Origin of the sequence: Mucilaginibacter sp. CSA2-8R (genome assembly GCF_038806765.1) — a bacterium.
In the GTDB taxonomy this organism is placed as follows: domain Bacteria; phylum Bacteroidota; class Bacteroidia; order Sphingobacteriales; family Sphingobacteriaceae; genus Mucilaginibacter.
The window spans coordinates 4938322-4965134 of sequence record NZ_CP152389.1; the positions used below are offsets into that span (position 1 = coordinate 4938322).

Annotated in this window: 20 protein-coding genes; 11 read left to right on the forward strand and 9 right to left on the reverse strand. The window is 43.4% G+C overall.

Going from position 1 to position 26813, the window contains the following annotated elements; all coding sequences use genetic code 11:
• Genes pheS through AAGR14_RS21035 form a run of 3 tightly spaced genes read left to right on the forward strand, consistent with a single transcriptional unit; the run spans position 1 to position 2039 of the window.
• Positions 1-1035: a phenylalanine--tRNA ligase subunit alpha gene (pheS, locus tag AAGR14_RS21025; RefSeq protein WP_342646211.1), complete on the forward strand. Its 1035-nt coding sequence runs from the start codon at positions 1-3 to the stop codon at positions 1033-1035.
• Positions 1035-1451 (forward strand): hypothetical protein, encoded by a 417-nt coding sequence (locus AAGR14_RS21030; protein ID WP_342646212.1) that lies wholly within the window; start codon positions 1035-1037, stop codon positions 1449-1451. The genes pheS and AAGR14_RS21030 overlap by 1 nt, the downstream gene beginning before the upstream one ends.
• A gap of 3 nt (positions 1452-1454) precedes the next feature.
• Positions 1455-2039 carry a TetR/AcrR family transcriptional regulator gene (locus tag AAGR14_RS21035; RefSeq protein WP_342646213.1) on the forward strand — a complete coding sequence of 195 codons (585 nt, stop codon included), beginning with the start codon at positions 1455-1457 and terminating at the stop codon, positions 2037-2039.
• Between the two features lie 52 nt (positions 2040-2091).
• Here the strand turns inward: AAGR14_RS21035 and AAGR14_RS21040 are convergent, their stop codons facing one another.
• From AAGR14_RS21040 to AAGR14_RS21050, 3 genes are all read right to left on the reverse strand, one after another.
• Positions 2092-3297: a hypothetical protein gene (locus AAGR14_RS21040; protein WP_342646214.1), complete on the reverse strand. Its 1206-nt coding sequence runs from the start codon at positions 3295-3297 to the stop codon at positions 2092-2094.
• A gap of 77 nt (positions 3298-3374) precedes the next feature.
• On the reverse strand, positions 3375-4100 hold the full coding sequence (locus AAGR14_RS21045) for a YebC/PmpR family DNA-binding transcriptional regulator (RefSeq protein WP_342646215.1): 726 nt from the start codon (positions 4098-4100) through the stop codon (positions 3375-3377).
• A 141-nt stretch (positions 4101-4241) separates the two neighbouring features.
• Complete coding sequence (locus AAGR14_RS21050) at positions 4242-5198, reverse strand: NAD-dependent epimerase/dehydratase family protein (RefSeq protein ID WP_342646216.1); 957 nt, start codon at positions 5196-5198, stop codon at positions 4242-4244.
• Between the two features lie 185 nt (positions 5199-5383).
• Here AAGR14_RS21050 and AAGR14_RS21055 point away from each other — a divergent pair, with 185 nt between their 5' ends.
• The gene (locus AAGR14_RS21055) at positions 5384-6391 is read left to right on the forward strand and encodes an aspartate-semialdehyde dehydrogenase (protein WP_342646217.1); all 1008 of its coding nucleotides are present in this window, start codon (positions 5384-5386) and stop codon (positions 6389-6391) included.
• 96 nt (positions 6392-6487) lie between these two features.
• On the opposite strand, the gene rocD is transcribed toward AAGR14_RS21055, so the two are convergent.
• Positions 6488-7726, reverse strand: coding sequence for an ornithine--oxo-acid transaminase (gene rocD / locus AAGR14_RS21060; RefSeq protein ID WP_342646218.1), 1239 nt, complete (start codon positions 7724-7726; stop codon positions 6488-6490).
• A 173-nt stretch (positions 7727-7899) separates the two neighbouring features.
• Here rocD and AAGR14_RS21065 point away from each other — a divergent pair, with 173 nt between their 5' ends.
• Both AAGR14_RS21065 and AAGR14_RS21070 read left to right on the forward strand, forming a co-directional pair.
• Complete coding sequence (locus tag AAGR14_RS21065) at positions 7900-10242, forward strand: DPP IV N-terminal domain-containing protein (protein ID WP_342646219.1); 2343 nt, start codon at positions 7900-7902, stop codon at positions 10240-10242.
• Between the two features lie 15 nt (positions 10243-10257).
• Positions 10258-11088 (forward strand): aminotransferase class IV, encoded by an 831-nt coding sequence (locus tag AAGR14_RS21070; RefSeq protein ID WP_342646220.1) that lies wholly within the window; start codon positions 10258-10260, stop codon positions 11086-11088.
• A gap of 73 nt (positions 11089-11161) precedes the next feature.
• On the opposite strand, the gene AAGR14_RS21075 is transcribed toward AAGR14_RS21070, so the two are convergent.
• Positions 11162-12016: an OmpA family protein gene (locus AAGR14_RS21075; RefSeq protein ID WP_342646221.1), complete on the reverse strand. Its 855-nt coding sequence runs from the start codon at positions 12014-12016 to the stop codon at positions 11162-11164.
• A gap of 265 nt (positions 12017-12281) precedes the next feature.
• Here AAGR14_RS21075 and AAGR14_RS21080 point away from each other — a divergent pair, with 265 nt between their 5' ends.
• Positions 12282-12953, forward strand: a complete 672-nt coding sequence (locus tag AAGR14_RS21080; protein ID WP_342646222.1) for a fatty acid desaturase — start codon at positions 12282-12284, stop codon at positions 12951-12953.
• A 141-nt stretch (positions 12954-13094) separates the two neighbouring features.
• A complete protein-coding gene (gene hemH, locus AAGR14_RS21085; RefSeq protein WP_342646223.1) occupies positions 13095-14108 on the forward strand; it encodes a ferrochelatase in 1014 nt (337 codons plus the stop codon).
• 21 nt (positions 14109-14129) lie between these two features.
• Here hemH and AAGR14_RS21090 read toward each other — a convergent pair whose 3' ends face one another.
• Positions 14130-15353: a glycosyltransferase N-terminal domain-containing protein gene (locus AAGR14_RS21090; protein WP_342646224.1), complete on the reverse strand. Its 1224-nt coding sequence runs from the start codon at positions 15351-15353 to the stop codon at positions 14130-14132.
• 119 nt (positions 15354-15472) lie between these two features.
• On the opposite strand from AAGR14_RS21090, the gene galE reads away from it, so the two are divergent.
• The 3 genes from galE to AAGR14_RS21105 all read left to right on the forward strand — a co-directional run bounded on the left by galE (position 15473) and on the right by AAGR14_RS21105 (position 19369).
• Positions 15473-16495 carry a UDP-glucose 4-epimerase GalE gene (galE, locus tag AAGR14_RS21095; RefSeq protein WP_342646225.1) on the forward strand — a complete coding sequence of 341 codons (1023 nt, stop codon included), beginning with the start codon at positions 15473-15475 and terminating at the stop codon, positions 16493-16495.
• Between the two features lie 11 nt (positions 16496-16506).
• A complete protein-coding gene (rfbB, locus tag AAGR14_RS21100) occupies positions 16507-17559 on the forward strand; it encodes a dTDP-glucose 4,6-dehydratase (protein ID WP_342646226.1) in 1053 nt (350 codons plus the stop codon).
• Positions 17560-17701: 142 nt separating this feature from the next.
• Positions 17702-19369, forward strand: a complete 1668-nt coding sequence (locus tag AAGR14_RS21105) for a M1 family metallopeptidase (protein WP_342646227.1) — start codon at positions 17702-17704, stop codon at positions 19367-19369.
• A gap of 252 nt (positions 19370-19621) precedes the next feature.
• Here AAGR14_RS21105 and AAGR14_RS21110 read toward each other — a convergent pair whose 3' ends face one another.
• The 3 genes from AAGR14_RS21110 to AAGR14_RS21120 form a co-directional block, all read right to left on the reverse strand.
• Positions 19622-21955 (reverse strand): TIM-barrel domain-containing protein, encoded by a 2334-nt coding sequence (locus AAGR14_RS21110; RefSeq protein WP_342646228.1) that lies wholly within the window; start codon positions 21953-21955, stop codon positions 19622-19624.
• Positions 21956-22045: 90 nt separating this feature from the next.
• Positions 22046-25180, reverse strand: coding sequence for a helix-turn-helix domain-containing protein (locus tag AAGR14_RS21115; RefSeq protein WP_342646229.1), 3135 nt, complete (start codon positions 25178-25180; stop codon positions 22046-22048).
• Between the two features lie 190 nt (positions 25181-25370).
• The gene (locus tag AAGR14_RS21120) at positions 25371-26810 is read right to left on the reverse strand and encodes a RagB/SusD family nutrient uptake outer membrane protein (protein WP_342646230.1); all 1440 of its coding nucleotides are present in this window, start codon (positions 26808-26810) and stop codon (positions 25371-25373) included.
• Positions 26811-26813: the final 3 nt, after the last annotated feature.

Here is a 26813-nt window from a genome sequence, read left to right on the forward strand (position 1 = left end):
ATGCAAGATTTAATCAATCAATATACCACCGAAGTGGAAGCTTTTAACCCGGCAAATGCCGACGATTTAGAAGCGTTCCGTATCAAATATTTAGGTACCAAAGGACTCATCAAAGACTTATTTGAACAGTTTAAAAATACCACACCTGAAGAGAAACGTACTTTAGGTAAAGTACTTAACCAGTTTAAACAGCTAACCGAAGGTAAGTACCAGTTATTAAAAGAACAGTTTGAGTCTGAAACAGGCAGCGTAAAATCAGAAATAGATTTAACCTTACCTGGCGAAGGCTTCACAGTAGGATCGCGCCATCCGTTGTCGCTGGTTCGTAATGAGATTATCGACATTTTTAAGCGCCTGGGTTTTGTGGTAGCCGAGGGGCCGGAAATTGAGGACGATTGGCACAACTTCTCTGCACTTAACTTTCCGGAAGAACACCCGGCCCGTGATATGCAGGACACCTTCTTTATCACGAAAGATGGCAGCAAAGACAGCATTGCTCTGCGCACGCATACCTCATCGGTGCAGGTACGCATGATGGAGAGTGGTAAACCGCCTTTCCGCGCTATTATGCCTGGCCGGGTTTACCGCAATGAGGCTATTTCTGCCCGTGCACATTGCTTTTTTCACCAGGTAGAGGGTTTGTACGTAGACGAAAATGTATCTTTTGCCGATTTGAAGCAAACCTTGTTTCACTTTGTGCAGGAGTTATATGGCGAAGGAACCAAAGTACGTTTCCGCCCGTCATACTTTCCGTTTACCGAACCCTCGGCCGAGATGGATATTTCCTGTACTATTTGTAAAGGCGCAGGTTGTAATATGTGCAAATATTCTGGCTGGGTAGAAATTTTAGGCTGCGGCATGGTTGACCCTAATGTACTTGAAAACTGTGGCATTGACAGTCAGAAATTTACCGGCTTTGCCTTCGGCATGGGTATTGAGCGAATTACTAACCTTAAATATGTAATACGCGACCTGCGCTTATTTTCAGAGAACGACGTTCGCTTTTTAAAGCAGTTTAAAACAGATATTGTATAATGAAAAAACTGGTGTACCTGCTATTGGTGTTGATTGGATTTGCAGGATGTGGTAAAGACGACCAAAGCTATGTACCCAGCGTGGCAGTTAATTTTCAGGCTCCATTAACCGATCCCCGCTTAACCAAACTAAACAGTGCCGGCGGTGCTGTACTCGTTAACGGGTATGGTGTAGCCGGCCTGCTGATTTACCGTACACCCGGTGGTAGCTACGTGGCATTTGATCGTTGCAGCAGCTATCTGCCCGAAAAAAAATGTGCAGTTACGCTTGACGATACAGGCCTTACCGCAACCGATCCCTGCAGCGGGTCTAAGTTTTTATTAAGCGATGGCTCACCGGTAAAAGCCCCTGCAACACGATCGTTACGTGCGTATAGCGTATCCGTCAATAATTTTAACATATTTGTATCTAATTGATACATGGAAGCCGACAAAATCAAAGAAAGTATTAAGCGTTCATCGCAAGAGCTGTTTCGTAAGTTCGGCTATCATAAAACCAGCGTTAACGAAATTGCGAAAAAGACCAAAATTGCAAAGGCTACCATCTACAAATATTTTGATAGTAAAGAAGCCATTTTGCATTCGCTGCTGATGGATTACATACAGGTAAGTGTTGATGAACTGATTCATACCGATACACCCGAACTGGACGAAGAGACGCACCTTACCAACCTGATTATGAAAACCTGCCGGCTATCCTATACCGTTTGTAATGAATTCATCGGTTGGGATTTTATACGCGAATCTACCAACTCACAAGAGTTTCTGCGCAACCTATCTAATGAGCTTGAAGATTTACTGGTAAGCTCTTTTATGCACCTAACGGGCATGCGCAAGCACGATAGCTACCAGCAACGCATCCGGTTTTTAATTAAATGCAGTAAAAACATTGTTTTTAGTTTTGCCTTTACCTCAGTAAGTGATAGCGATGTGCGCAAAAACTTCGTTTCTTTCCAAAAAGACATCCTCCCCTATTTAGTTAAGGCAGCCATTACCATTAACTAAACAGAAGCAACATAAACTAAATTTCACTTAGCTGTAAAGCAGAATTTTTCGGTTATTCTTCATTAGTTGGATTACGCTTTACCATGTTAGGGTTAAAGCGAGGTTTGTAAACTGGTTTAGCCGGAGCGTCGTTGGTTGCTTCCGGTTTCTCCATTTCTGCTACCCCTTTATCAGCCTCCTTATTTACACCGGCTTCTTGTTCGGCCGACGTTTGTTCTGAATTATTTTCCGCAGGTTTCGTAGTGGTTACTCCAGCTTTAAAACGAGGTTTAAAACCCGGCTTGGGTGGAGGTACTGGTTCGGCTGGGCTTTCAGGTTGTTTATCTGATGGCGCTTCATTTTGTACTACCAAAGGTTGCGCTGGTTGTTCAATGCTTTCAGCTGGTTTGACGGCGGTTATTCCAGCTTTAAAGCGTGGCTTAAAGCCTAATTTAGGAGCGTCAGGTGCTTGCGGAACATCTTCTTCAATGGTTGACGCTGAGTTTTCAGAAACCTCTTTTTCAGAACTTGGCGCAGTGCTTTCGTCCAATGGCTTTACAGCACTTACCCCTGCTTTAAAACGTGGCTTAAAGCCAAGCTTAGCCGGTGGTACTGCATCAGCGCTTGTCGACTGTTCCGCATCAGCATATCTTTCGACTTCTTTATTAACTTCCGGCTGGTCTTCTTTAGTCTCAACCGGTTTATTGGTGGTTACACCTGCCTTAAACCGCGGCTTGAAGCCTATTTTAGCCGGGGCCTCAGGCTGCTCACCTACCGGCGCATTTGGCAATGCTGTGGCATTCTCATCGGGCTCATCATTCCCGATATTATCAGCAGGTTTTGCCGGGATATTTTTAGCCTGAAATCTGGGCTTGTAGGCCGCCGGTTTATCCACACCCTCTTTAGGCGGCTTATCAGCAGCCGCAGGTTCTGCTTTCGGCGTTTCGGTTACCGGCGGCATTGGTGGCGCAGCCTGCGTTTTAAATTTAGGGGTAAAGCCTAATTTAGGGGCTTGAGTCTGCGGCGAAGGTTCAGTAAGCGTGTCTGCTACCGTTTGCTCGGCAATCTGGTTTTCGGACCGTAACTTTTCAGCTTTTATCTCGGGTGGTAATGGATATTGATGCCTTAGCTTGTTAAACCAGAATTTTTTGGTGTGGTCGAAACTCTTTTCGCCCATCTGCTCGTAGTGTAATTTAAATTCCGAAAATAAGCCCGGATCACCTTGTTGCAAGGCATCCAGACTTATCTTCTTCTTCTTAAAAAACTCTTCGAATAGCATTATTTAAATTTTATCCATAAACCTAAATCCTGTTTTTCAAAACTTGGTTCCTGGCTCTTGTTTCCTGGCTCTAACCTCTATTCCGCCATGTTATGATAAACGGCCTGCACATCGTCGTCTTCTTCCAGCTTATCAATCAACTTTAGTACGTCGGCGGCATCTTCTTCGCTAATTTCGGTAGTCGACAAAGCGATACGCTCCAATTTGGCCGACTTAAGCTCAAAGCCCATGCCTTCCAGCGTTTTCTGCATTTTGCCAAAATCTTCATAAGCAGCATGAATAACAGCAACGTCTTTGCCTTCCTCATCTGTCTCTACAAATAACTCTTCCAAACCGGCATCAATCAATTCAAATTCCAGTTCTTCCAAATCACGCTCTCCCGGATCAAAACGAAATACTGATTTGCGGCTAAAAACAAAGTCTAAAGAACCGGTTTTGCCTAAAGTGCCACCTACCTTTGTAAAATAGCTGCGTACATTGGCTACGGTGCGGTTAGTGTTATCGGTAGCAGTTTCTACCAAAACGGCCACGCCATGCGGTGCATAACCTTCATATACTAACTCTTCGTAATCTTTTTCGTCTTTGCTCGAGGCACGTTTAATGGCTGCCTCAACGCGGTCTTTAGGCATGTTAACCGCCTTGGCGTTTTGCATAGCTGTACGCAACCTCGAGTTACTCTCGGGGCTGGGACCGCCATCTTTAACAGCCATTACAATCTCTTTACCCAAGCGCGTAAATTGTATGGCCATCTTGGCCCAGCGCTTAAATTTTCTTTCTTTACGGAACTCAAATGCTCTTCCCATAATATATTTTAACCCTTTGGATTTTTATGATTTTAATTCAATTCCACCGATGAGCTACATTAAATCAGATATTGTCTATTCAAAGAGATTTCTTTAAAAATCAATTTAATCTTTTTAAAATCAGTGAAATCAATGTATGAACTACAAATTTAAGGTATTCTTTAAGTTTTTCAGCATTTCGGCAGTCATGCGCGGCAAATCGTATTCCAGTTGCCATTGCCAGTCCTGCTCGGCTTGACTATCATCTACCGATTGCGGCCAACTGTCGGCAATGGCCTGACGGGGATCGTGCTCGGCATAGCTAATGGTAAATTCCGGAATATGCTGTTTAATTTCGGTAGCGAGCTCTTCGGGCGTAAAGCTGATTCCACCCAGATTATAGCTCGACCGGATGCTGATGCGTTCGGCCGGTGCTTCCATCAATTGCAAAGTTGCCCTAATGGCGTCTTCCATATACATCATCGGCAACTTGGTGCCAGCCGACAAAAAGCTTTGATAGGTGCCCGTTTTTAAGGCTTCATAAAATATATGAATAGCATAATCGGTAGTGCCGCCGCCCGGAGCCGCTTTCCAGCTAATGAGTCCGGGGTAGCGAATGCTGCGTACGTCCAACCCATATTTAGTGTGGTAATATTCGCACCAGCGCTCTCCCGCCAATTTACTGAACCCATAAACCGTATTGGGATCCATCACACAATACTGCGGCGTATCTTGCTTAGGCGAACGTGGGCCAAACACGGCAATGGAGCTTGGCCAAAAAACTTTGGCTGTTTTAAATTCAACTGCAAGGTCGAGCACATTAATCAGGCCATTCATGTTTAAATCCCAGGCCAGCTTAGGTTTTTGCTCACCAACTGCCGACAGGATAGCTGCTAACAAGTAAACTTGTGTAGGCTGATGTTTTTGAAACAAACCTCGTAGTGTTTCTTTATCCAGAACATTGGCAAACTCAAACGGGCCGCTATCTTTAATAGCATCAACCGGGTTATTAATATCTGAGGCTATTACCTGTTGACCACTATGTTGTTTACGCAGGGCTATCACCAATTCGGTACCAATCTGGCCGTTAGCGCCAATTACTAAAATTTTTTCGCTCATGCAGTAGCTTTTAAAACGCGCAAAGGTAAAAATTTGCCGATAATCCGACCCGTTGTAATTGGAGTAAAAGCATGGTCTATTTGCTATAAAATCCACCAATTTGATATAGATTTCAACCTAATGATCAAATTTTGTTTACATTTGAGAATTAACGTTTTTTAATTACTAAAAGTTTAAACAAGACAATGAAAGTCGCAGTTGTAGGCGCCACCGGCTTGGTAGGCACTAAAATGTTGCAGGTTCTCGAAGAACGCAACTTTCCGGTTACAGAATTAATCCCCGTGGCATCCGAAAAAAGTGTAGGTAAAGAAGTTACCTTTAAGGGTAAGCCATATAAGGTGGTTACTGCCGGCGATGCGATAAAGCAAAAGCCTGATATTGCGTTGTTTTCGGCCGGTGGCAGCACCTCGTTAGAGCAAGCCCCATTATTTGCTGAGGCTGGCATTACCGTAATTGACAACTCATCGGCCTGGCGCATGGATCCTACCAAAAAACTGGTAGTGCCCGAGGTAAATGCCGACGTATTAACTGCCGAAGATAAGATTATTGCTAACCCAAACTGCTCTACCATACAAATGGTGGTAGCTTTAAAACCGCTGCACGATAAATATAAAATTAAACGCGTAGTGGTATCTACCTACCAATCTGTAACTGGTACAGGCGTTAAGGCGGTTGACCAGTTATTTAATGAGCGCAAAGGTATTGATGGCCCTAAGGTTTACCCATACCAGATTGACCTGAACGTATTGCCGCATATTGATGTTTTTCAGGATAACGGCTATACCAAGGAGGAAATGAAGATGATACTGGAAACCAAAAAAATTATGGGCGATGACAGTATCCGCGTAACAGCTACTACAGTACGTATACCGGTAATTGGCGGTCACTCAGAATCGGTAAACATCGAGTTTGAAAATGATTTTGACCTTACCGAGCTTCGCGAGTTATTAAGCAACTCGCCTGGCATTATCGTGGTAGATGATGTAGCTAACCTGAAATACCCGATGCCCCTGGACGCTCACGAAAAAGACGAGGTATTTGTTGGCCGTCTCCGCAGAGATGAAACGCAGCCTAACACTTTAAATGCTTGGATTGTATCAGACAACCTGCGTAAAGGTGCTGCTACCAATGCTGTGCAAATAGCCGAATACCTGGTAGCCAAAAAATTAGTAGGCGACGCTGTTGAAGCTTAATCGGCAATTATCAACTAAACAAAAATGGGGAAGTGTAAGCTTCCCCATTTTTGTTTAACCGCATATTTACATCTGCATAAGCTTTACATTCTTGCTCTAACTAACCATTTCGGTAACCGTTTTTTCGATGATGTCACAACAGGTATCCATTTGCTGGGCGGTAATTACCAGCGGCGGCGAAAAGCGGATAGTATGCCCATGAGTAGGCTTGGCCAGCAAACCGTTATCTTTTAATTTCATACATACATCCCAAGCCGTAAAATTTAGCCCGCCTGCAATATCGATAGCATTTAGCAAGCCCCTGCCGCGTACAGCGGTTATTATTCGCGGGTAACTGTTTTGCAACTGCTGCATACGTTCCCTAAAAGTCAAACCCAATTCAAAAGCATTTTCAGGCAGTTCTTCATCAGCAATAACTTTTAAAGCGGTAACTGACACGGCAGCAGCCAATGGGTTACCCCCAAAAGTAGAACCATGTTCGCCCGGACGAATGCACAGCATCACATCATCATTAGCCAGCACAGCTGATACCGGCAGCACGCCGCCGGCCATCGCTTTACCAATAATCAACACATCGGCTTGCACATCATCATAATAACTGGCTAATAGTTTACCTGTACGGCCAATGCCGGTTTGTATTTCGTCGGCTAATAACAGCACGTTATATTGTTTACACAGGTTGTGCACCGCCGCCAGGTACCCTTCCTGCGGCACAATTACACCAGCTTCGCCTTGTATGGGTTCTACTAAAAATGCACAAATATCAGGATTGCTTTTCAGCTGAGCCTCCAAAGCTTCTAAATCGTTATAAGGTACGATAGTAAACCCGGGCAGGTAAGGGCCAAACTGATCTTTAGATTCAGGACTGTCTGAAAAAGAAACAATGCCTGTAGTGCGCCCATGAAAGTTACCCCCGGCCACTAAAATGTGGGCCCGGTTATCAGCAATACCTTTATGCTGGTAAGCCCATTTCCGGGCCAGCTTAATAGCTGTTTCAACCGCTTCAGCGCCCGAGTTCATAAACAGGGCCTTATTATAACCAAATAGCTGGCAAACATACTCTTCGGCTTTGCCTAACTGATCGTTATAAAACGCGCGGGACGTTAACGTAAGCTGTTGTGCCTGCGTAACCAGTGCATTAATAATGCGCGGATGGCAATGCCCCTGGTTTACGGCACTATAAGCCGATAAAAAATCGAAGTACTGCTTTCCTTCTACATCCCATAAGTAAACACCCTCGCCCTTAGATAATACTACCGGCAACGGGTGATAATTGTGTGCACCGTAGCGCTCCTCGGTATCTATAAAATCTTGAGTGTGAGATAAAGTAAGCATAAACGTAATTAAGTTAGCATTATAATAATAACGCTTTGCGCCGACTGATATTGGGCTAAAGCGGCCCTTAAGGTAACAAATATGTAGCTGATAACCTGCCAGGGAGTTAAAAATCGTATTTTAAGTATATTGCGTGGTAAAAACTAATTAACAAAACTGGCTTTATCTTTAAGATGAATAAATTTTTACTTCCTGCATTGGCTATGGCATTTACAGCTACGGCTTATGCACAAACCCCTGCCCTAACCGTAAAAGATTACGAGCATGCCGAAAGTATGATGGGCTACAATACAGCACCCTACGTTGATGGTGCCAACATACGCCCAAACTGGCTGCCTGGCGATAGGCTTTGGTACCGGGTATTAACCGCTAAGGGCGCCGAATTTGTAATGGTTGATCCGGCTAAAGGAACACGCAGCCCGGCATTTGATCATCAAAAAATGGCTGCGGCACTATCAACAGCAACCGGAACCCAATACAGTGCCGATAAACTGCCTATTCAGGCTATTATGCCATCTGATGATGGCAAGTCGGTATCGTTATATGCTAACGGCAAGGCTTGGAAAGCAGATTTGCAAAACTATACGTTAAGCGAAGACGCGGGACAGCGTATGCCACGGCCCATGGCCATGGGCCGAAGAGGTGGCGGGTTTAACGAAGCAGCATCGCCGGATGGCAAAAAGACTGCTTTTATTAAAGATTACAACTTATGGGTACGCGACCTTGCCTCGGGCAAAGAAACCCAGTTAACTACCGATGGTGTAAAAGATTTTGGCTACGCTACCGATAATGCCGGATGGAAACATAGCGACCGGGCAATACTGCAATGGTCGCCCGACTCCAGGAAAATTGCCACTTTTAAACAAGACCAGCGTAAGGTGGGCAACATGTACCTGGTTACGACTAACGTGGGTACACCCAAACTGAGCAGCTGGAAATATCCTTTGCCGGGTGACAAAGAAATTGCCATGATTTACCGCTGTATTATTGAGGTAGACCAGCCTAAAGTAATCATGCTTAAGGTGCAGCCGGACCCACACCGCGCCACGTTGAGCGATGATATAGCGAGCAGCGGTACTTTTGATGATGTAAACTGGACGCCCGATGGCAGCCAGCTGGCATTTGTATCTACCTCGCGCGACCATAAGCAGGAAAAAGTGCGCATTGCCAACGCTGCCACCGGCGATGTGCGCGAGGTTTTTGAAGAGGTAGTGCCTACACAGTTTGAATCGGGCTGGGATGCCATTAACTGGCGCTACCTGCCCAAAAGCAATGAGATCATCTGGTTTTCGGAACGCGACAACTGGGGCCATTTGTATTTATACAATGCCCAAACCGGCAAAGTAAAAAACCTGATCACTCAAGGTGATTTTGTGGTAAAGCAATTGCTTAAGGTTGATGAAAAAAACCGGCAGCTCTACTTTTTAGGGGGCGGCCGCGAAGCTGGCAATCCTTATTTCAGTTACCTATACCGCGTTAATTTCGACGGTAAAAAGCTCACTTTACTAACGCCTGAAAACGGCAATCACCAAATTACGTTTTCGCCTACCGAAAACTATTTTTTAGATATCTATTCAAAGCCGGATGTACCAGGTGCAATGGTAATGTGCAGTCTGAACGGCAAACTGGTGGCTACTTTAGAAAAAACGGACATATCACGGCTAACAGCTACCGGCTGGAAAGCGCCTACAGCTATTACTGTAAAGGCGGCCGATGGCAAAACCGACTTGTACGGACTGATGTTTACGCCAACCCGGCTCGACCCTGCAAAAAAGTACCCGATTATCAATTATATCTACCCCGGACCACAAGGTGGCAGCGTAGGCAGCTGGTCATTCTCGGCGGCGCGGGGCGACCACCAGGCACTGGCTGAACTGGGTTTTGTAGTAGTACTGATAGAAGGCACCAGCAATCCTTTACGCTCCAAAAGCTATCATGACATGAACTACGGGCATATGTCTGAAAACACTTTACCCGACCAGGTGAGCGGCATGCAGCAACTGGCACAAAAATATCCGTATATAGATATTAACCGTGCTGGTATATGGGGGCATTCGGGTGGTGGTTATGCTACAGCGGCAGCCATGTTTCGCTACCCTGATTTTTTTAAAGTAGGTATCTCAGAATCGGGTAACCACGAAAATCGTAACTACGAGGATGATTGGGGCGAGCGTTATATTGGTTTAGAAACTAAAGATGCCAGTGGTAAGTCTAATTACGAAGATCAGGCCAACCAAAACTTTGCCAAAAACCTGAAAGGCAAGCTGATGCTTGCGCATGGCATGATGGATGACAACGTGCCACCTTACAATACTTTACTGGTTGTAGAAGCGCTTGAAAAAGCTAATAAGGATTATGACCTGGTTATTTTTCCGAACAGTGCACATGGTTATGGCCCATACAGCCCCTACATGATGCGCCGCCGCTGGGATTACTTTGTGCGTAACTTATTGGGCGCCGAAACACCTAAAGAGTATCAGTTAAAAACAAAATTTGATCCGCGTAACGGGCAGTAATTTACCGCAAAAACAATGGGTGCTTACACTATAGTTAACAATAATTTCTTAGCGGCAGACCAAGCTTCGGTATTGATAACCGACCTGGCCATACAGCGGGGCTATGGCATTTTTGATTTCTTTAAAACCATAAACGGCAACCCCGTTTTTTTTGAAGACCACTTAGACCGCTTTTATCGTTCGGCTAGTGAAATGCATCTTACCGTTATGCAAAACCGCGATGAGTTGAAAGCACTCTTGTTTGAGTTAATGAATCGGAATAATCTGCCAAATTCGGGCATCCGCATTACACTTACCGGAGGTTACTCACCCGATGGTTACGAGTTGGTGAGCCCCAACCTTATCATTACCCAGCAACCGCTAAAAATAAACACAGAGATTAACCAGCAAGGCATTAAACTGATTACCTACCCGCACCAGCGACAAATGCCACAGGTTAAAACTGTAGATTACCTCATGGCGATCTGGCTGCAACCATTAGTTAAAGAGCGCAAAGTTGATGATTTATTATACCATGACAACGGTTTGTTACGCGAATGTCCACGGTCTAACTTCTTTTTAATTAACAAGCGCAACGAGATATTGACCAGCGATATTCAGGTTTTAAAAGGTATCATTCGTAAACAATTGCTTAGTTTAAACGGGCAAGGCTTCACGGTATACGAAAAGCCAATTACGCTGACCGATTTAGAAACCTGCAAAGAAGCCTTTATTACCAGCACAACTAAAAACATTTTACCGGTTACTGAAATTGACGGACAACTTATCGGCGACGGTCGGGCAGGCGAAACAACAATAGCCTTATACCAGGCCCTTCAAAAATTGATTGTTGCCAACAGGAACTGACCATATTTACACCAAACAAAAAAAGCAGCCCTCAAAAGAGCTGCTTTTTTGTTATCGCTTGAAATTTTATTTATTACTTTTTGTCGGGAGCCTTGTTAATCAAATCCATAAACTGATCAAGTTTAGGCGTAATGATAATTTGGGTACGGCGGTTCTTAATTTTACCGGCCTCAGTATCGTTATTAGCTATCGGATTAAATTCGCCACGGCCGCCTGCAGTTAAACGCTTAGGATCAACATTGTAGTTATTTTGCAGTGCCTGCACTACCGATGATGCTCTTAAAGCACTTAAATCCCAATTGTTGCGGATGTTAGGTTTCGCGATCGGCACATTATCAGTGTTACCTTCTACTAACACATCATAATCTTTATAGTCTGTTATAATTTTAGCAATCTTGCTTAACGTTTCACCGGCTTTGTCGGATATTTCGTAGCTGCCCGATTTGTACAGCATATTGTCTGATAGCGAAATATACACTACTCCTTTTAATACCTGCACGTCAACATCTTTCATTTCCTCGCGGCTTAGCGAGCGGGTCAGGTTATTAGTTAATACCATGTTAAGCGAGTCGCTTTTATTCTTACTGGCAATTAGTTGCTGTATGTATTTGTTAGAAGAGTTAATCTCGTCAACCAGTTTAGATATATTGGTATTGCCTTGATTGGACGAGGTTAAACATTTATCTAACGCCGCCTGTAAAGCCCGCATATTTGACCTTTCGCCGGCTATCTGGTCTTCCAGGCTTTTTGCGCGGGTATTTGCATTGGCTAAGTCCTGCTGGCTGTTTAAAAAACGTATATTTAAGTCTTTGTGTTTAGCCTGTAAACTATCGTAATTGGTTTGCAAAGCCGTATACTTTTTGGTGCTTACACAACTTGATGCTAAAACAATGGCTAATAGTGCCACAGGCAATCTTAAAATTTTCATAGTATCTGATTTTTAATTTAAACAATGAACGTTAGGGTGACAAACTACCTTACATAATGTAACGGCCACCAGTAACTTTTAACGGTAAATCAATTTTGTTTAACAAAAAATCAGCCAAGTGGTTTATCGAACCAAACTCGACCCGCTAACATTGCTTGTTAGTGAAACAATTAAACCAAGATCAAAAGTTAATTTTACAACACTATTATACGGGCTAAATTTATTAGGGTAGCCATGGCACTTTTATTGTTAGCTTTGTATTGCTATGCATAAAACGGTATCCAATAAAGGCATCATTGTCTCGCTTTTAGTTATTTCCGGCTGGATAGTTTCTACCGTGTTGCTAATGCAGTGGCACGTAAAGTTCAGTAATCCATTACTTTATTTGTTTATTTTATTGCAGGTGCATTTATATACCGGCTTGTTCATCACCGCACACGATGCCATGCATGGTACAGTATCATCAAAAAAGGCTGTTAATAATTCGATAGGTTATTTAACCACGTTTTTATATGCGGCTTTTTGGTACCCCCAGTTATATACCAAACATCATAAGCACCACAGTCATGTACACACGGATGAAGACCCAGACTACCATCATGGCAGCTTTTGGGCTTGGTACATACGGTTTATCCGCAATTATTTATCTATATGGCAGGTGGTATTTATGGCAGCCCTGTTCAACATCCTCAAAATATGGATCCCGCAGGCTAACCTGATTTTGTTTTGGGTAGTACCGTCATTGCTGAGCACATTGCAATTGTTTTACTTTGGCACCTACCAGCCACATAAAGGTGAGCATGACAACCCATATCACTCACGTTCACAAAAAAAGAATCACGTATTTGCCTTTTTGGCCTGTTACTTTTTTGGTTACCATACCGAGCACCATGCTTCGCCGGGCACACCCTGGTGGATGCTGTGGAAAACCCGGTAGCTTATTATAAATACATCATTATCTCCGGGTTATTTACGTTGTCCCCTGATTTTGGGAACGTTTATGAGTTTACACTCGATTGACAAAGAAATTCAGATATTTGCGGCCTGATAGGCATCCCCTTAGGAGCCTGGTGGATTAATGAAAAAAGGAGTTTTATTAGTTAATTTAGGTACGCCCGATAGTCCGGAAACCCGCGACGTTCGGCGCTATCTCGACGAATTTTTAATGGATGAACGGGTAATTGACATTAACGCCATTAGCCGTACCCTGCTGATTAAAGGGATCATCGTTCCTTTTCGCGGCCCTAAATCTGCTAAATCATACAAAGAGATTTGGACACAAGAAGGCTCGCCGTTAATGATTTACACAGTTAGAGTTACCGAAGCCTTAAAGCAACGTTTAGGCGACGATTACCATGTGGAAATGGCCATGCGCTACCAAAACCCATCTATACAATCGGCGTTAGACAAGTTGCGTGCCGCACAGGTAACATCTATACAGGTTATACCTCTGTTTCCACAGTATGCCTCTGCCTCAACAGGTTCCGTTCATCAAAAAGTAATGGAAATTGTAAGCAAATGGCAGGCTATTCCAAGTATTAGCTTCATCAACTCTTTTTACGATAATGAACTGGTAATTGAGGGCTTTGCCCAAAATGGCGCTAAACACAACCCTGCCTCTTACGACCATGTACTGTTCAGTTTCCATGGCCTACCGCAACGCCATATGCTTAAAGCGGATGAAACCAAGCAACATTGCCTCAAAGCTGCTAATTGCTGCGATACCATTACCGGCGCTAACCGCTTTTGTTACAGTGCACAATGCCACGCTACGGCCCGCTTAATTGCCGAAAAGCTAAATATTCCGAAAGAAAAATATACGCTTACCTTTCAGTCGCGACTGGGCCGTGATCCCTGGATGCAACCTTATACCAGCGAAGTAGTAGCCGAAATGGCAAAAAAAGGCATTAAGCGTATGCTCGTATTTTGCCCTGCATTCGTGGCCGACTGCCTGGAAACCATTTTCGAGGTATCGGTAGAATATGATGAAGAGTTTAAAGCCTTAGGCGGTGAGCATATCCAACTGGTAGAAAGCCTAAACGATTCACCTATCTGGGTAGACGCTTTGGAGCAAATGGTTAGAGAAGGCTAATAATACTGCTACCAAAATCAACTACTTGATTTTGATGTTTTGCATGATGATGTTTGTAGCCCCCTGGCTTTGGGCTACAAAAGTACGTGCAGCATTTTCAGACATCTCACGAACCTTTTCGTCGTTAATTAACCGATCAACTACCTGATCCAGCTGCTCTTGCGTACTAATGCTGAAACCGGCATGCAGGCTAATTAAATCAATAGCTTCTTTAAAGCGCGCATAATTAGGGCCGAATATTACCGGCAAACCAAAGGCAGCCGCCTCTAAGGTATTGTGTATACCAACTCCAAAGCCGCCCCCTATATAGGCAACATCTGCATACTGATATAAAGCAGACAGCATACCGATATTATCAATGATTAAACATTGGTAATTATTAATTGAGGTACTACTTGCCTCTATTTGCGAGTAGCGGATAGTTTTGCCAACAGGGAGAGTTTGTAACAGTTTACTGATCTTATCTTCACTAATCTCATGCGGTGCAAATATAAACTTCCACCCAGGATATCGTTTTACCACTGATGCCAGCAAATTTTCGTCGGCCGGCCAGGTGCTGCCTGCAATAAAAACAGGTGCAGCAACTTTGAAGCCCTTTATAACCGGCAATGCTTTAGGGTGTGCGGCGTTAGCCCATACGCGGTCAAAACGGGTGTCGCCGCTTAACAGTACATTTTTAATACCCAGTTTATCAAGTGATTGTACCGAAGCGGCATCCTGCACAAAAAAGCAGGTTACTTTACGCAGCATTGCACGGTGCAAACCACCATACCATTTAAAAAAAGCCTGCTGCGGTCTGAATATTGCTGATATGACATACAATGGAATTTGCACGCGGTGCAGCTCATTAAAGTAATGATACCAGTACTCGTACTTGGTAAAGATGGCAACTACCGGTTTAATGGTATCAATAAACGTACGGGCATTTTCCGGCGTATCAATGGGCAGGTAATACACTGCATCAGCTAAAGCTGTGTTTTTGCGTATCTGATAACCTGAAGGCGAAAAAAAGGTAATCACTATCGGGTAAGTAGGATATTTTTCCTTTACGGCTTCAAGAACCGGGCGCCCCTGCTCAAACTCGCCTAATGACGCAAAATGAAACCATATACTTTGCTTAACGGGCATTACCCGCTGTTGCCTGCGACCGTTGACCCATGCTTTTGCCTTTTTGCTGAACAAAGCAGTGCAAACTGCCAGCATGTAATACAGCTTTATACCAAGATTATATAAAATAAGCATCATGAGTAAAACTCTTCTCTCAAAAAGCCGTAAAAGTAGGCAAATAGCACAAAAATTGGGTAATAAGCATTTCTGCAATTCAACTTTAAATACCTATTATTGCCTAAAAAACACATTTTGTTATGAAGAAAATATTAGTAACCGGGGGCTTAGGCTTTATTGGTTCGCACACGGTGGTCGAACTGGTACAGTCCGGTTATGAGCCTATCATCATTGACGATTTATCCAATTCACACATCAGCATATTAGACCAGCTTACTACTATTTTGGGTTTCAAACCTAAATTTCATCAAATAGATTTGTGTGATGAAGCAGCGGTGCTCAACTTAGCCACTTCCGAGCCTGACGTAGATGGCATCATTCACTTTGCAGCATTTAAAGCCGTTGGCGAGTCGGTACAATTGCCGTTGAAATATTACCGTAACAACTTTTACTCTCTTTTAAACTTGCTGAACGCTTATTACGGCAAGCCACTCAATTTTGTATTTTCTTCAAGCTGTACCGTTTATGGCCAGCCCGACCATTTGCCTGTAAACGAAGATGCGCCTGTAAAGGCAGCTCAATCTCCGTACGGCAACACTAAGCAAATTGCCGAAGAGATCTTGAAAGATATGATTGCCTCGGGCAGCAATTATAAAGTAGTGTCCTTACGTTATTTTAACCCGGTGGGTGCCCACGAGTCGGCCCTGATTGGCGAGTTACCTATTGGCGTACCTCAAAACCTGGTTCCGTTTATTACTCAAACAGCCATTGGCAAACGCGAAAAAGTGACCGTATTTGGAGATGACTATAATACACCTGACGGCAGCTGTATCCGCGATTACATTCACGTAGTAGATTTAGCCAAAGCTCACGTAGCGGCCTTAAAACTGATGGAAGAAGAAAGCTTCAAAGGGTATGACGTGTTTAACATTGGTACAGGTAAAGGCACCAGCGTGTTAGAGGTGATACATGCCTTTGAACGGGCAACCGGCGTTAAATTACCTTATACTATTGGCCCACGGCGCGGCGGCGACGTAGAGCAGGTTTGGGGCGACGTTACTAAATCAGAAGAAGTGCTTAAATGGCGTGCCGAGCTTGACGTAGATACCATGATGGCATCAGCCTGGAAATGGGAAAAAGCCATTGCCGAAAAATCATTGTAATTAAATACATAATGAAAAAAATTATCATTACCGGTGGCGCGGGCTTTATTGGCTCACATGTAGTACGCCGGTTTGTAAAGTTCCATCCGGAATACCAGATTATCAATTTAGATAAACTGACCTACGCCGGTAACCTGGCTAACCTGAAAGACATTGAGCATGAGCCTAACTACAAATTTGTAAAAGGCGACATTGTGGATGCCAACTTTATTAACGAGCTTTTTGATATTGAGCAGCCGGATGCAGTAATACACCTGGCGGCCGAATCGCACGTTGACCGCTCTATTAGTAACCCGCTGGAATTTGTGATGACCAATGTGGTAGGTACCGTAAACTTGCTGAACGCTGCCCGCTACCACTGGAAGGGCCGTTACCCAGAAACCCGTTTTTACCATGTATCTACCGACGAGGTGTATGGTACTTTAGGCGAGGATGGTATGTTTACCGAGGAAACGGCTTATGATCCGCATTCTCCATATTCGGCTTCTAAAGCCAGCTCAGACCATATGGTGCGCGCTTACCAGGATACCTATGGTATGGATGCCGTAATTTCTAACTGCTCTAACAACTACGGTTCTTACCATTTCCCCGAAAAGTTGATACCGCTTTCTATCCATAACATTAAGCAAAACAAGCCTATTCCTATCTATGGTAAAGGCGAAAACGTGCGCGACTGGTTATGGGTTGAAGACCATGCCCGTGCGATTGATGTGATTTTCCATAATGCAAAATCTGGCGAAACCTACAACATCGGCGGCCATAACGAGTGGAAAAACATTGACCTGATTAAGCTTTTGTGCGAAATTATGGACAAGAAATTAGGTCGCGAGCCTGGCACCTCTGCACAGCTAATTACTTATGTAACCGACCGTGCCGGCCATGATTTACGCTACGCTATTGATGCTACCAAACTTAAAAATGAGTTAGGCTGGACACCAAGCATCACGTTTGAAGAAGGTTTGGAAAAAACCGTTGAATGGTACTTAGCTAATGATGAATGGCTGAATGACGTTACCTCGGGCCATTACCAGCAATATTACGAAGACCAGTATACTAGCCGCTAATTTAAGCTGCATATAGTTTACACATAAAGCAGGCGTTTTTAAAACGACCTGCTTTTTTTGCATTATGTGTACTTACAATACGTGGCAATAGCTTAAAAATCACTCCTGATTTTGTTTATTTGTATTCACTCACAGATATATCATGTTTATCATTAATAAGCGCTTTTTAACCGTTGCTTTAATTACTATATGCAGTTTTACTGCTACTGCCCAGTTGATGCAGAAAAAGCAGGAATTTACAAAGGCTGATACATTAAGAGGGATGCTTACCCCCTTGCGTACCTGTTATGATATCAATTATTATCATTTGGATACCCGGTTCGACATTGATAAAAAGTATATCAGCGGCAGCAACTTGTTTAAATTTACCGCCACGCAAAACTTTAATAAACTGCAGTTTGATTTATATAGCAACCTTAAAGTAGAAAAAGTAGTTTACAAAGGCCAGAACGTACCTTTTACGCGTGAGTACAACGCCGTGTTTGTGACCTTTCCAAAAACGATCATAAAAGGTAGCCATGATGAGTTTACAGTGTATTACTCGGGCAACCCTACCATTGCCAAACGGGCGCCCTGGGATGGCGGCGTAGAGTTTAATACCGACTCGTTAGGCAAGCCTTGGGTGGCAACGGCTTGCCAGGGTGCTGGCGCCAGTATGTGGTGGCCAACCAAAGACCACCAGGCCGACGAGGTAGATAGCATACTCATCAGTATAAGCGTACCTACAGGATTAAAAGACATATCAAACGGGCGATTACGCAAGACTGTTACCCTACCTGATGGTTACACCCGTTTTGATTGGTTTGTAGCCAATCCTATCAATAACTATGATGTAGCAGCAAACATAGGCGATTACGTACATTTTGATGATACTTACGACGGTGAAAAAGGCAAACTTACTTTAGATTACTGGGTATTGCCTTACCACGAACAACTGGCCAAAAAGCAGTTTGAGGCTAACGTTAAACCCATGCTTAAAGCTTTTGAACATTGGTTTGGCCCCTACCCATGGTATAAGGATGGCTACAAACTGGTAGAAACACATCATTTAGGGATGGAGCATCAAAGTGCAGTGGCTTATGGTAACAAATATCGCAACGGCTATTTAGGACGTGACCTGTCGGGCACCGGCCGTGGTTTAAACTGGGACTTTATTATTGTACACGAAAGCGGGCACGAATGGTTTGGTAATAATATTACTTCAAAAGATTTGGCAGATATGTGGATCCATGAAAGCTTCACCAACTATTCTGAATCGCTTTTTATTGAAACTTATTATGGCAAACAGGCCGGTTTAGAATACGTGCAGGGCACCCGCAAAAACGTGCGGAACGACGAGCCGATCATAGGCCCTTATAACGTTAACAAAGAAGGCTCGGGCGATATGTATTACAAGGGTGGCAACATGTTGGCTACCGTTAGGGCTATTATTAACGATGATGCAAAATGGCGTAAAATATTGCGAGGCCTCAATGGTACGTTCTATCACCAAACGGTTACAACACCGCAAATTGTTAATTACATTAATCAGCAGTCGGGGCTAAATCTTACACCGGTGTTTGACCAGTACCTGCGCTACACCAATATTCCAACACTTAATTTAAAGTTTGAAAATGGCAAGGTTTACGCCAAGTGGACCGCCGATGTTAAAAACTTTAACATGCCCATTAAAGTACGCACCAAAGGCGGCGAATACCAGTTTATTAAACCTACTACAACCTATACACCAGTTAACATACCAGGCGCTACTAAAGACAACCTGGAAGTAGACACACTGGAGTTTTATGTCAAAGTGGACAAAGGAGCTTAATAGGCTTTTAAAATTCAGCCAGCATTAAACAAAAAACAAACAGGTATTAAATTTTCACAAGCCAATTCTGAGCAAAGAGGCCCTGATTGAAATTGTTCAATCAGGGCCTCCTTTATTCAAAAGCAACTTTTTGAGTATGTTTTGCTTGCCTTAAAACTGGCGTAGCAGTATCAATTTGCAATTACCGATCAGGCAACATTGACGGCGCATTTGCTTGTCAACTTCCTGATTGCTGCATAAGCTTATATCCCATTAAAGTGGAACAGACAATTGTTTACCGTTGTATGTTACCGTTTTAATAGCACTGTTAGCTGCCATACCTGTGTTAACACCGGTTTTAACTATACAAACCTTAAACTTACGCGAAGCCAACATGCCCGGAAACTGACCTTTGCGTGCAGCAATGGTTAGCTGCTTGCTTGCATCGTTCCAGCGGAACTCAATGGTACTGTAGGCTCCTTTTTCGTAATTATAACTATCTTTTTCGTCCTCGTACAGCGTAAAACTACCATTGGCACCAGGATAGATGCGCATTTCCAAATTATCCCAGCTTTTTTCGCCGGAGTACTGCACGCTTGGGCCCCACGGCAACACAGAGCCGGCCTTTACGTATAGCGGAAGAATATCTTTAGGCACTTCCCTATCAATGGTTTGTCCGCCTTTATGCTTTTGGCCGGTCCAAAAATCCCACCAGTCGGCTCCTTTGGGTAAGTAAACAGGCCATGTTTTAACATCGGGCTTGGTTACCGGCGTTACCATAATAGAGTGGCCAAACATATACTGGGTTCCCAAATCGTGCGTTTTTGCATCAGCGATGAAATCCATAATCAATGGGCGCATAAAGGTGCCATCGTTATGCGACACATCCCACGAGGTGCTGTAATTGTAAGGTAGCATGCGGTAGCGGAGGTTGATCATCTTTTCCTGACCATCAAAACACCAATCGCCGCGGTTGCCAAAGTTAAATATCTCGCGCGGCACTTCGGTACCATGTGAGCGCATCATGGGACAAAACGTGCCAAATTGCATCCAACGTAAATACAACTCCTGAAATTCCGGATTTTTTGCGCCGCCGCCTTTGTTCCATCTGCCTGCAAAAAAGCCGCCAATGTCACTGTTCCAGTTGGGTATGCCCATCAGGGTATAATTAAGCGCTGCAGGTATTTGCTTTTGTAGCATTTCCCAGGTAGAGCCAACGTCGCCGCTCCAGGTATTTGAGCCATAACGCTGCTGCCCAACAAAGCCTGAGCGAGTCAACAAAACCACCCTCTTATTTTGATTGGTTGCTTTTTGATGAGTTGCAATACCACTGTTATGCATTATAGAAAAAGCATTTTTTACACTGCGGTAAGAGCCTAAATGCGTTGGTAAATCAAAATCGGAGTCTTTCACATTAATGTGATCCGGCTCGGTAGAGTCGAGCCACCATCCATCATTATTAATGAAACTGAATATCCTTTGATTTAAATACTTCCAGTAAATATTTAAGGCTTCGGGGTTGAATACATCATAAGGTCTAGCACCGCTTTTGGGCGGCCAGGTATCAAAATTAATGATCATTTTTTTTGAGTCCAGCTCTTTGCGTTGGTCTGTTTTAGGGCCAAAGCCAGGCCAGGTAACAATCATCAGCTTGGCGTTAAGCTTGTGGATTTCGTCAACCCATTTTTGCGGCTGCGGGAACCGTTCCGGGTCAAAACGCTGCGAGTTCCAGGCACTATCTGAGCCGTTATACTCCGGCCAGTACCGCCAGTCTTGTATTATTACGTCGATAGGCACTTTTATCTCGCGGTACTTTTTAAGCACATTCAGGCTTTCGTCCTGATCTTTATACCGCTCTTTGCTCTGAAAAAAGCCGTAAGCCCATAATGGCAGCATCGGCGCTTTGCCGGTTAGGCTGCGCACTTCTTTAATTACCCCATCAGGATTTTTACCATACATAAAGTAATAATCGGCACAATGCCCCAGGCTTTCGAAAGACAAATCGCCTGGCTTGTCGGCAAAATCAGATATCGAGTAATTATCCCAGTAAACGCCATATCCCTTGGCCGACATAAAATATGGAGAAGACGTAAACGTGTTTTCGTTTTTTAAATGATAGGTGCCGTTACGTCGGTTAAATTTGTTGTCCATAATTTGGCCAACACCATAAATGGGCTCGGTTTTATCCAGCACAAATGATCCTTTAACAGTATAGGATGGTGTACCCGCATCATCTTTGGCAGTAAAGGTAGTAGTACTGTCTTTCAGTAACTCCTGGCCGGCCTTGTTGTAAAATACAATGCTGCCATTAGTTTGATTTACGGTAACTTTTAAATCGGCCGATTGCAGGATGAGCTGTTGCCCGCTTTTACTTTGAGCAACATTAACACCTTCCGGAGATTTAATAACTACCAGACTCTTCTTTTGATAAGGTTTGTTTAAAGGCGTTTTATAAACCCGTACAATTGACGAAGAATAAAACTGAACTTCAACATCGGCATTGCTCAACCTGACTTTTGCAACCGGATTATATTTTGAACCCTGCGCCATAGCGGTTGAAACGGCAAGTAATAATGCTACTGCACCTAACCATTTCTTTTTTGTCATAAATACGTTTATTTGGTAGCGCAAATGTATATCCGGCAATTAAAAACAGGTAGCAATGAGGTTGAAACTTTTAACACAATTGTTGAAATATCAGTTAGTAGTGGCATTTTTTGGTTGTTTCAACGATGCAATATACTGTGAAGGCGTCATCCCAAATTCTTCCTGAAAACATTTGGTCAAATAACTGGAAGTATTAAAGCCCACCTGATCGGCAACCTCGGCAACGGTAAGCCCATCTTCTAAAAGCTGGCTTGCGCGTTTTAGCCTAACAGACCTTATAAAAGTAGTAGGTGTTTTACCAATAATGTGAACCAGCTTTCGGTATAAACCGGTACGGTCCATTCCCATATCCCTGCTCAACAACTCCACGGTATAAGCCGGGTTGTTGATGTTATTTTGCACATAGGTTAATGCCCGCTGCAAAAGCTTTTCGTCAGCTGCTGTTAACAGGCTATCTGTATCTGTTACTTTAGTTACCTTTTCTTCCTGGTGCTGTTTACGCTCCTCCTGTATAGTTAATAACCGGCGCATGTTAAGCAATAGCACGTCCATATTTAACTCATTCTCGGCAGCCTCTACCGGCGAAAAAACATCCTTAGATAACTGGCTAACTAAATCCTGCAGATCAAGGGCATTATTCTGAATTTCTTTAAGCTGCAGTTTCAGCCGGCCTTCATCCGTATGTTTCAAAATTTTATTTAACGGATTGATAATCTGCGTTAAAGGTTCTTTAATTTCGGCATTTACATTCATAAAAAACGCAGCCTTCATGTGGTCGAGCTTTTCTTTTTGCTCGCGTATGAGCTTAGTACGCTTCTTATTTATATAATACCTGATGCTTACAACAATTGCACCAACGGTAAAAACAACATAGATGAGGTAAGCCCACCCAGTTTGCCATAATGGCGCCTTTACTATTATTTTTATTTCGGTATAATTATTCTGCCAGTTGCTGTTATTATCGGCCGACCGCACTTTAAAGTAGTAAGTGCCCGGCCCAACATTAGTATAGCTAAAGCGGCCATTACCATTTGCTGACTTTAGTTCCTGCTCTTTCTCGTCAACACCGATGAGTTGGTAACGATAATAGGTTTGCGTAGGGTTAACATAATTTAAGGCAGAAAACTCCAAGCTAAAAAAATTTTGGTCGTGTTTAAGCGTAATATTACGGGTGTGCAAAAGCACATCCTTAAGAATTACATTACCGTTATATCGCACTCCGCTTTTCACTTCTTTATTAAAAAGCAAGAAATCAACAAACAATGGTGGTGCTTGCGGCTTAGGTATTAAGCCGTTACTTACCGGCAAAACATTAAAGCCATCGGTACCGCCCCAATAAAGGCTGCCATTGGGCGCCTTATAAGCCGCCCGAGCCCAAAACTCGTTGGCAATAACGCCATCAAAACGGTTAAAGCCCGAAAACGAGTAGGTAATTTTACCGTTGGCCTCTTTTCCTAACTGAATACGCGTAAGCCCTCCGGAGGTAGATACCCAAATAGCACCGTCGGGCGTTTGCAGTATTGACTGAATAAAATTATTGACTAATCCATCTGTAGTATAAAATGACCTGATCTTTCTCATTTTAACGTCCCACAACTGCAAGCCATCCTGCGAACCCAGCCAAATTTGCTTATTGCGATTTATCCATATCGCATTGTAATCTTTGTTATCGGGCTTAAACTCAATTTTTCGGGTTTGCGTATTATAAATAAAAAAGCCACCGGGGCAAATGCTTGCCAGCAAGGTTTTATTGATGGATACTGTTTGGTAAATATTTTTGTACGCAACGGCCTTGCTTACTTCTTCCTGATGGTACACCCCTGTCTGTTTATTAAACATCCCAAATCCAGCGCCGCTTGTACTTAGGATGAGTGTTGAGTCGGTATGCGCTGCAATTGCCTGGATAGCGCGCGGCGCGGCTGCGTAAGCATGTATCTTTTGAGTTGCATCTATATAAAACAGGCCCTGTGTATGAGTGCCTATCCATACGCCATCCTGCTTATCCCGAAACAAGGCAGTACATATCATATTACTGCCGGCTGGCAGTCGGTTAATACCTCCGGTGTGTTCATTGTATATAAAAAGCCCCTGCAAGGTGCCTACCAAAATACTGCCGTTGCCAAATTCGGCGAAAGCAGTAACGTTAAGGGTTGTTCCATCAGGCAATTGAAAGATAGATTTCCCGACGTTCTTAAATTTAAACCTGTTAGGATGATAATACAGCAATCCGCGATTAATGGTACCCAACCACATACCACCTTGGTTATCATGAAAAATGGTACTTACTTCCGTACTAATTATCTGCCCTTCAACCAGGCGTAGTTGAGGTATAAATTCTTTCCGGGTAAGGTTGGCATCAAACCTCCACATGCCTTCATTGCCACTAACCCATATATTTCCGTCGAGCCCGACCGAAAGGTAATTGAGCCATTTACCGGTTTGTAAAATGGTGGTCCATTTTTTTTGAGCAAAATCGTAGCTTAACATGGCTCCGCCACCTGTGCCATTACGTAACTGAAAAAACTGATGCTTGGCCGGAATGACAAAAGAAGTGGCACCGTATTTTGAGCGCTGGTCTGTACTTAGCGATTGCTGGCGGTACAGCTCTTTGCCTGATTGCATATCAAAGCAAACCAAAATGCCCGAACGATAAAACAGATACAGTTTTTGACTAAGCACTGCCACGTCATATACCTGGTCTGCACTTCCGGGCAATTGCGATACCTGCCGTGTAAAAAGCTTGGCTTTAGTTTGGCCTTCGGTTAAATAATATAGATCATCACTACCGGTTATTATCCACATACGATGATCTCTATCCATAAAGAAATCGCTGATGGATTGTTTGATACCTAAAGATTGTAGCAGATGATTGGGTGAGCTAACAAAGCGCTCATGGTTTACATCGATAATTAACAGCTGATGGTAGTTTTTAAGCCACATATAGCCATTAGTACCCATGTATGTATGATGAAAACCTGTATACCCCGAAAGTTTGAGGCTATTTTGTTGGTTGTAATGCAGATACTTAAACTTGGCACCATCGTAAATGTTAACCAGACCCTGCGTAATAATGGCCATTCTGCCATCAGGCAATTGGGCAATATTACGCACTTGGTTACCAGACAGTCCGTTATTAACGTCTACCGGCGTAAATGCATAATTGGGCGTAGCGCATACCCAAATCCAGCTGCAGCAACATAATACAATAGAAAAAAAGAGGCGCATGAGTAGAGATGCGTATGGCTTATAAAAACTGCAATATAATATAAGTACCGCAAAACGATGTAAATACTACATTATGTAATCAAATTGTGGCTGCATACTGTTTTTATTATGCCTGTATCTCTATTTATATAACAGAACAGCCGCTTTGCAATCAAATACAAAGCGGCTGTTCTGTGATATATCATTTATTTTAATAACCGGGGTTTTGCGTTAAACTACTATTGGCATCTCTTGCACTTTGCGGAATGGGTAAAATTCTGTGAATGTCTGTTAGAGAAACCGTTGGGTAAGACACGTAACCAAATGCCTGTTTAGGGCGGTTAATTACCAGATTTAAACGGGTAAAGTCAAAGAAACGCAATCCTTCAAAAGCAAGCTCTTTTCTTCGTTCATTTAAAATATCAGTAGTTAGCTGCGTGCCCGAAGAAGTATAACCGGCAAAGGATGGGTCGCGCAGGCGAGCCAGCTGATTTAAGTAGGTTAGCGCCTTGGCCTGGTCATTAGTACGGGCGGCAGCTTCAGCCAAAGTAAGAATAACTTCAGCATAACGAATCACCTTTGTTTCGTCTTTATCAGTATTTGAATAATTAGGAAACTTGTTGATAATGTAGGCTTGCTGCCCTCCCCTTGTACCATTTAAAATTAATGTCCTTCGCAAATCGGAAGCAGTGTATGCGTTATACAAGTCGTCAGTCGCCTGTATATCACCGTAACCTGCCTGCGAAAATATGGCATCTAAACCTGTGTTACCTAAGTTGCTTGATGCGTTTTGATTTAACTCGAAAATGGTTTCTAACTTGCCGGTTTGCGCAGCCGGGTTTGCCCAAAAGCCGGTAAATGCAGCAGCGTTTTGCGCCAGTGTATAACCTCCTTTATCTACCACTAACTGAGCAGCGGTAAGTGCATTGGCATAATCGCCTTTATACAAATAAGCCCGGGCCTCTATGGCTTTGGTGGCATATTTAGCGATATAATTGGAAGTGATGGCGTGATACGAAGTTGATGCTTCGGGCATTAAGGCATAAGCGCTATCCAAATCACTGATGATCTGCGTATAAACCGCGCCTACAGTAGCTCTGGGAGTTTTAATATCAAACCCGGTTATGTAAGAAGGGTTTTTTACAATAGGCACAGCATCGGCAGACGGGTTTACCGTATAAGGTGCACCAAACCAGTTTACCAACTGCAGGTACAATAAGCCCCTGGATGCATATGCTTCACCAATTAGCTGGTTGTTATCGCTGGAAGCTGCAAGCTTTTTTCCCTCGTAAATAATACGGTTAGCCTGCAATATGGAGTAGTAGGCCCTTGAGTAAATATTAGTTGGCTCAGCGGTGGTTGATATAAACTGGTAATTATTTTCCAGTAAATAACGCCCGGAGTTAGTTACGTTCACATAAGTATTGTCGGCAAGCAAATCTCCTAAAACCGGTATATCTCTGCCAAAAAGCTGTGTTGCTTTCATCACATTGTACATACCGTTTACAGCATCAGCCAGGTCATTAGTAGTCTTGATAGACTCTGTTACGGTTACGGCAGTAGTGGGTTGTTCATCCAGAAAACTTTTTTTACAGGCTGATACAGCCACTGCTACAGCCAAAAGTATATAAGTAATATTATTAAGTTTCATCTT

What these genes read in the sequence shown, in the direction of transcription:
- galE (WP_342646225.1), top strand. Translation starts at nt 15,473, where the DNA reads ATGAAGAAAATATTAGTAACCGGGGGCTTAGGCTTTATTGGTTCGCAC.
- AAGR14_RS21040 (WP_342646214.1), bottom strand. Translation starts at nt 3,297, where the DNA reads ATGCTATTCGAAGAGTTTTTTAAGAAGAAGAAGATAAGTCTGGATGCC.
- AAGR14_RS21075 (WP_342646221.1), bottom strand. Translation starts at nt 12,016, where the DNA reads ATGAAAATTTTAAGATTGCCTGTGGCACTATTAGCCATTGTTTTAGCA.
- AAGR14_RS21055 (WP_342646217.1), top strand. Translation starts at nt 5,384, where the DNA reads ATGAAAGTCGCAGTTGTAGGCGCCACCGGCTTGGTAGGCACTAAAATG.
- AAGR14_RS21030 (WP_342646212.1), top strand. Translation starts at nt 1,035, where the DNA reads ATGAAAAAACTGGTGTACCTGCTATTGGTGTTGATTGGATTTGCAGGA.
- AAGR14_RS21080 (WP_342646222.1), top strand. Translation starts at nt 12,282, where the DNA reads ATGCATAAAACGGTATCCAATAAAGGCATCATTGTCTCGCTTTTAGTT.
- AAGR14_RS21035 (WP_342646213.1), top strand. Translation starts at nt 1,455, where the DNA reads ATGGAAGCCGACAAAATCAAAGAAAGTATTAAGCGTTCATCGCAAGAG.
- rocD (WP_342646218.1), bottom strand. Translation starts at nt 7,726, where the DNA reads ATGCTTACTTTATCTCACACTCAAGATTTTATAGATACCGAGGAGCGC.
- rfbB (WP_342646226.1), top strand. Translation starts at nt 16,507, where the DNA reads ATGAAAAAAATTATCATTACCGGTGGCGCGGGCTTTATTGGCTCACAT.
- AAGR14_RS21115 (WP_342646229.1), bottom strand. Translation starts at nt 25,180, where the DNA reads ATGCGCCTCTTTTTTTCTATTGTATTATGTTGCTGCAGCTGGATTTGG.
- AAGR14_RS21090 (WP_342646224.1), bottom strand. Translation starts at nt 15,353, where the DNA reads ATGATGCTTATTTTATATAATCTTGGTATAAAGCTGTATTACATGCTG.
- hemH (WP_342646223.1), top strand. Translation starts at nt 13,095, where the DNA reads ATGAAAAAAGGAGTTTTATTAGTTAATTTAGGTACGCCCGATAGTCCG.
- AAGR14_RS21050 (WP_342646216.1), bottom strand. Translation starts at nt 5,198, where the DNA reads ATGAGCGAAAAAATTTTAGTAATTGGCGCTAACGGCCAGATTGGTACC.
- AAGR14_RS21110 (WP_342646228.1), bottom strand. Translation starts at nt 21,955, where the DNA reads ATGACAAAAAAGAAATGGTTAGGTGCAGTAGCATTATTACTTGCCGTT.
- AAGR14_RS21065 (WP_342646219.1), top strand. Translation starts at nt 7,900, where the DNA reads ATGAATAAATTTTTACTTCCTGCATTGGCTATGGCATTTACAGCTACG.
- pheS (WP_342646211.1), top strand. Translation starts at nt 1, where the DNA reads ATGCAAGATTTAATCAATCAATATACCACCGAAGTGGAAGCTTTTAAC.
- AAGR14_RS21045 (WP_342646215.1), bottom strand. Translation starts at nt 4,100, where the DNA reads ATGGGAAGAGCATTTGAGTTCCGTAAAGAAAGAAAATTTAAGCGCTGG.
- AAGR14_RS21120 (WP_342646230.1), bottom strand. Translation starts at nt 26,810, where the DNA reads ATGAAACTTAATAATATTACTTATATACTTTTGGCTGTAGCAGTGGCT.
- AAGR14_RS21070 (WP_342646220.1), top strand. Translation starts at nt 10,258, where the DNA reads ATGGGTGCTTACACTATAGTTAACAATAATTTCTTAGCGGCAGACCAA.
- AAGR14_RS21105 (WP_342646227.1), top strand. Translation starts at nt 17,702, where the DNA reads ATGTTTATCATTAATAAGCGCTTTTTAACCGTTGCTTTAATTACTATA.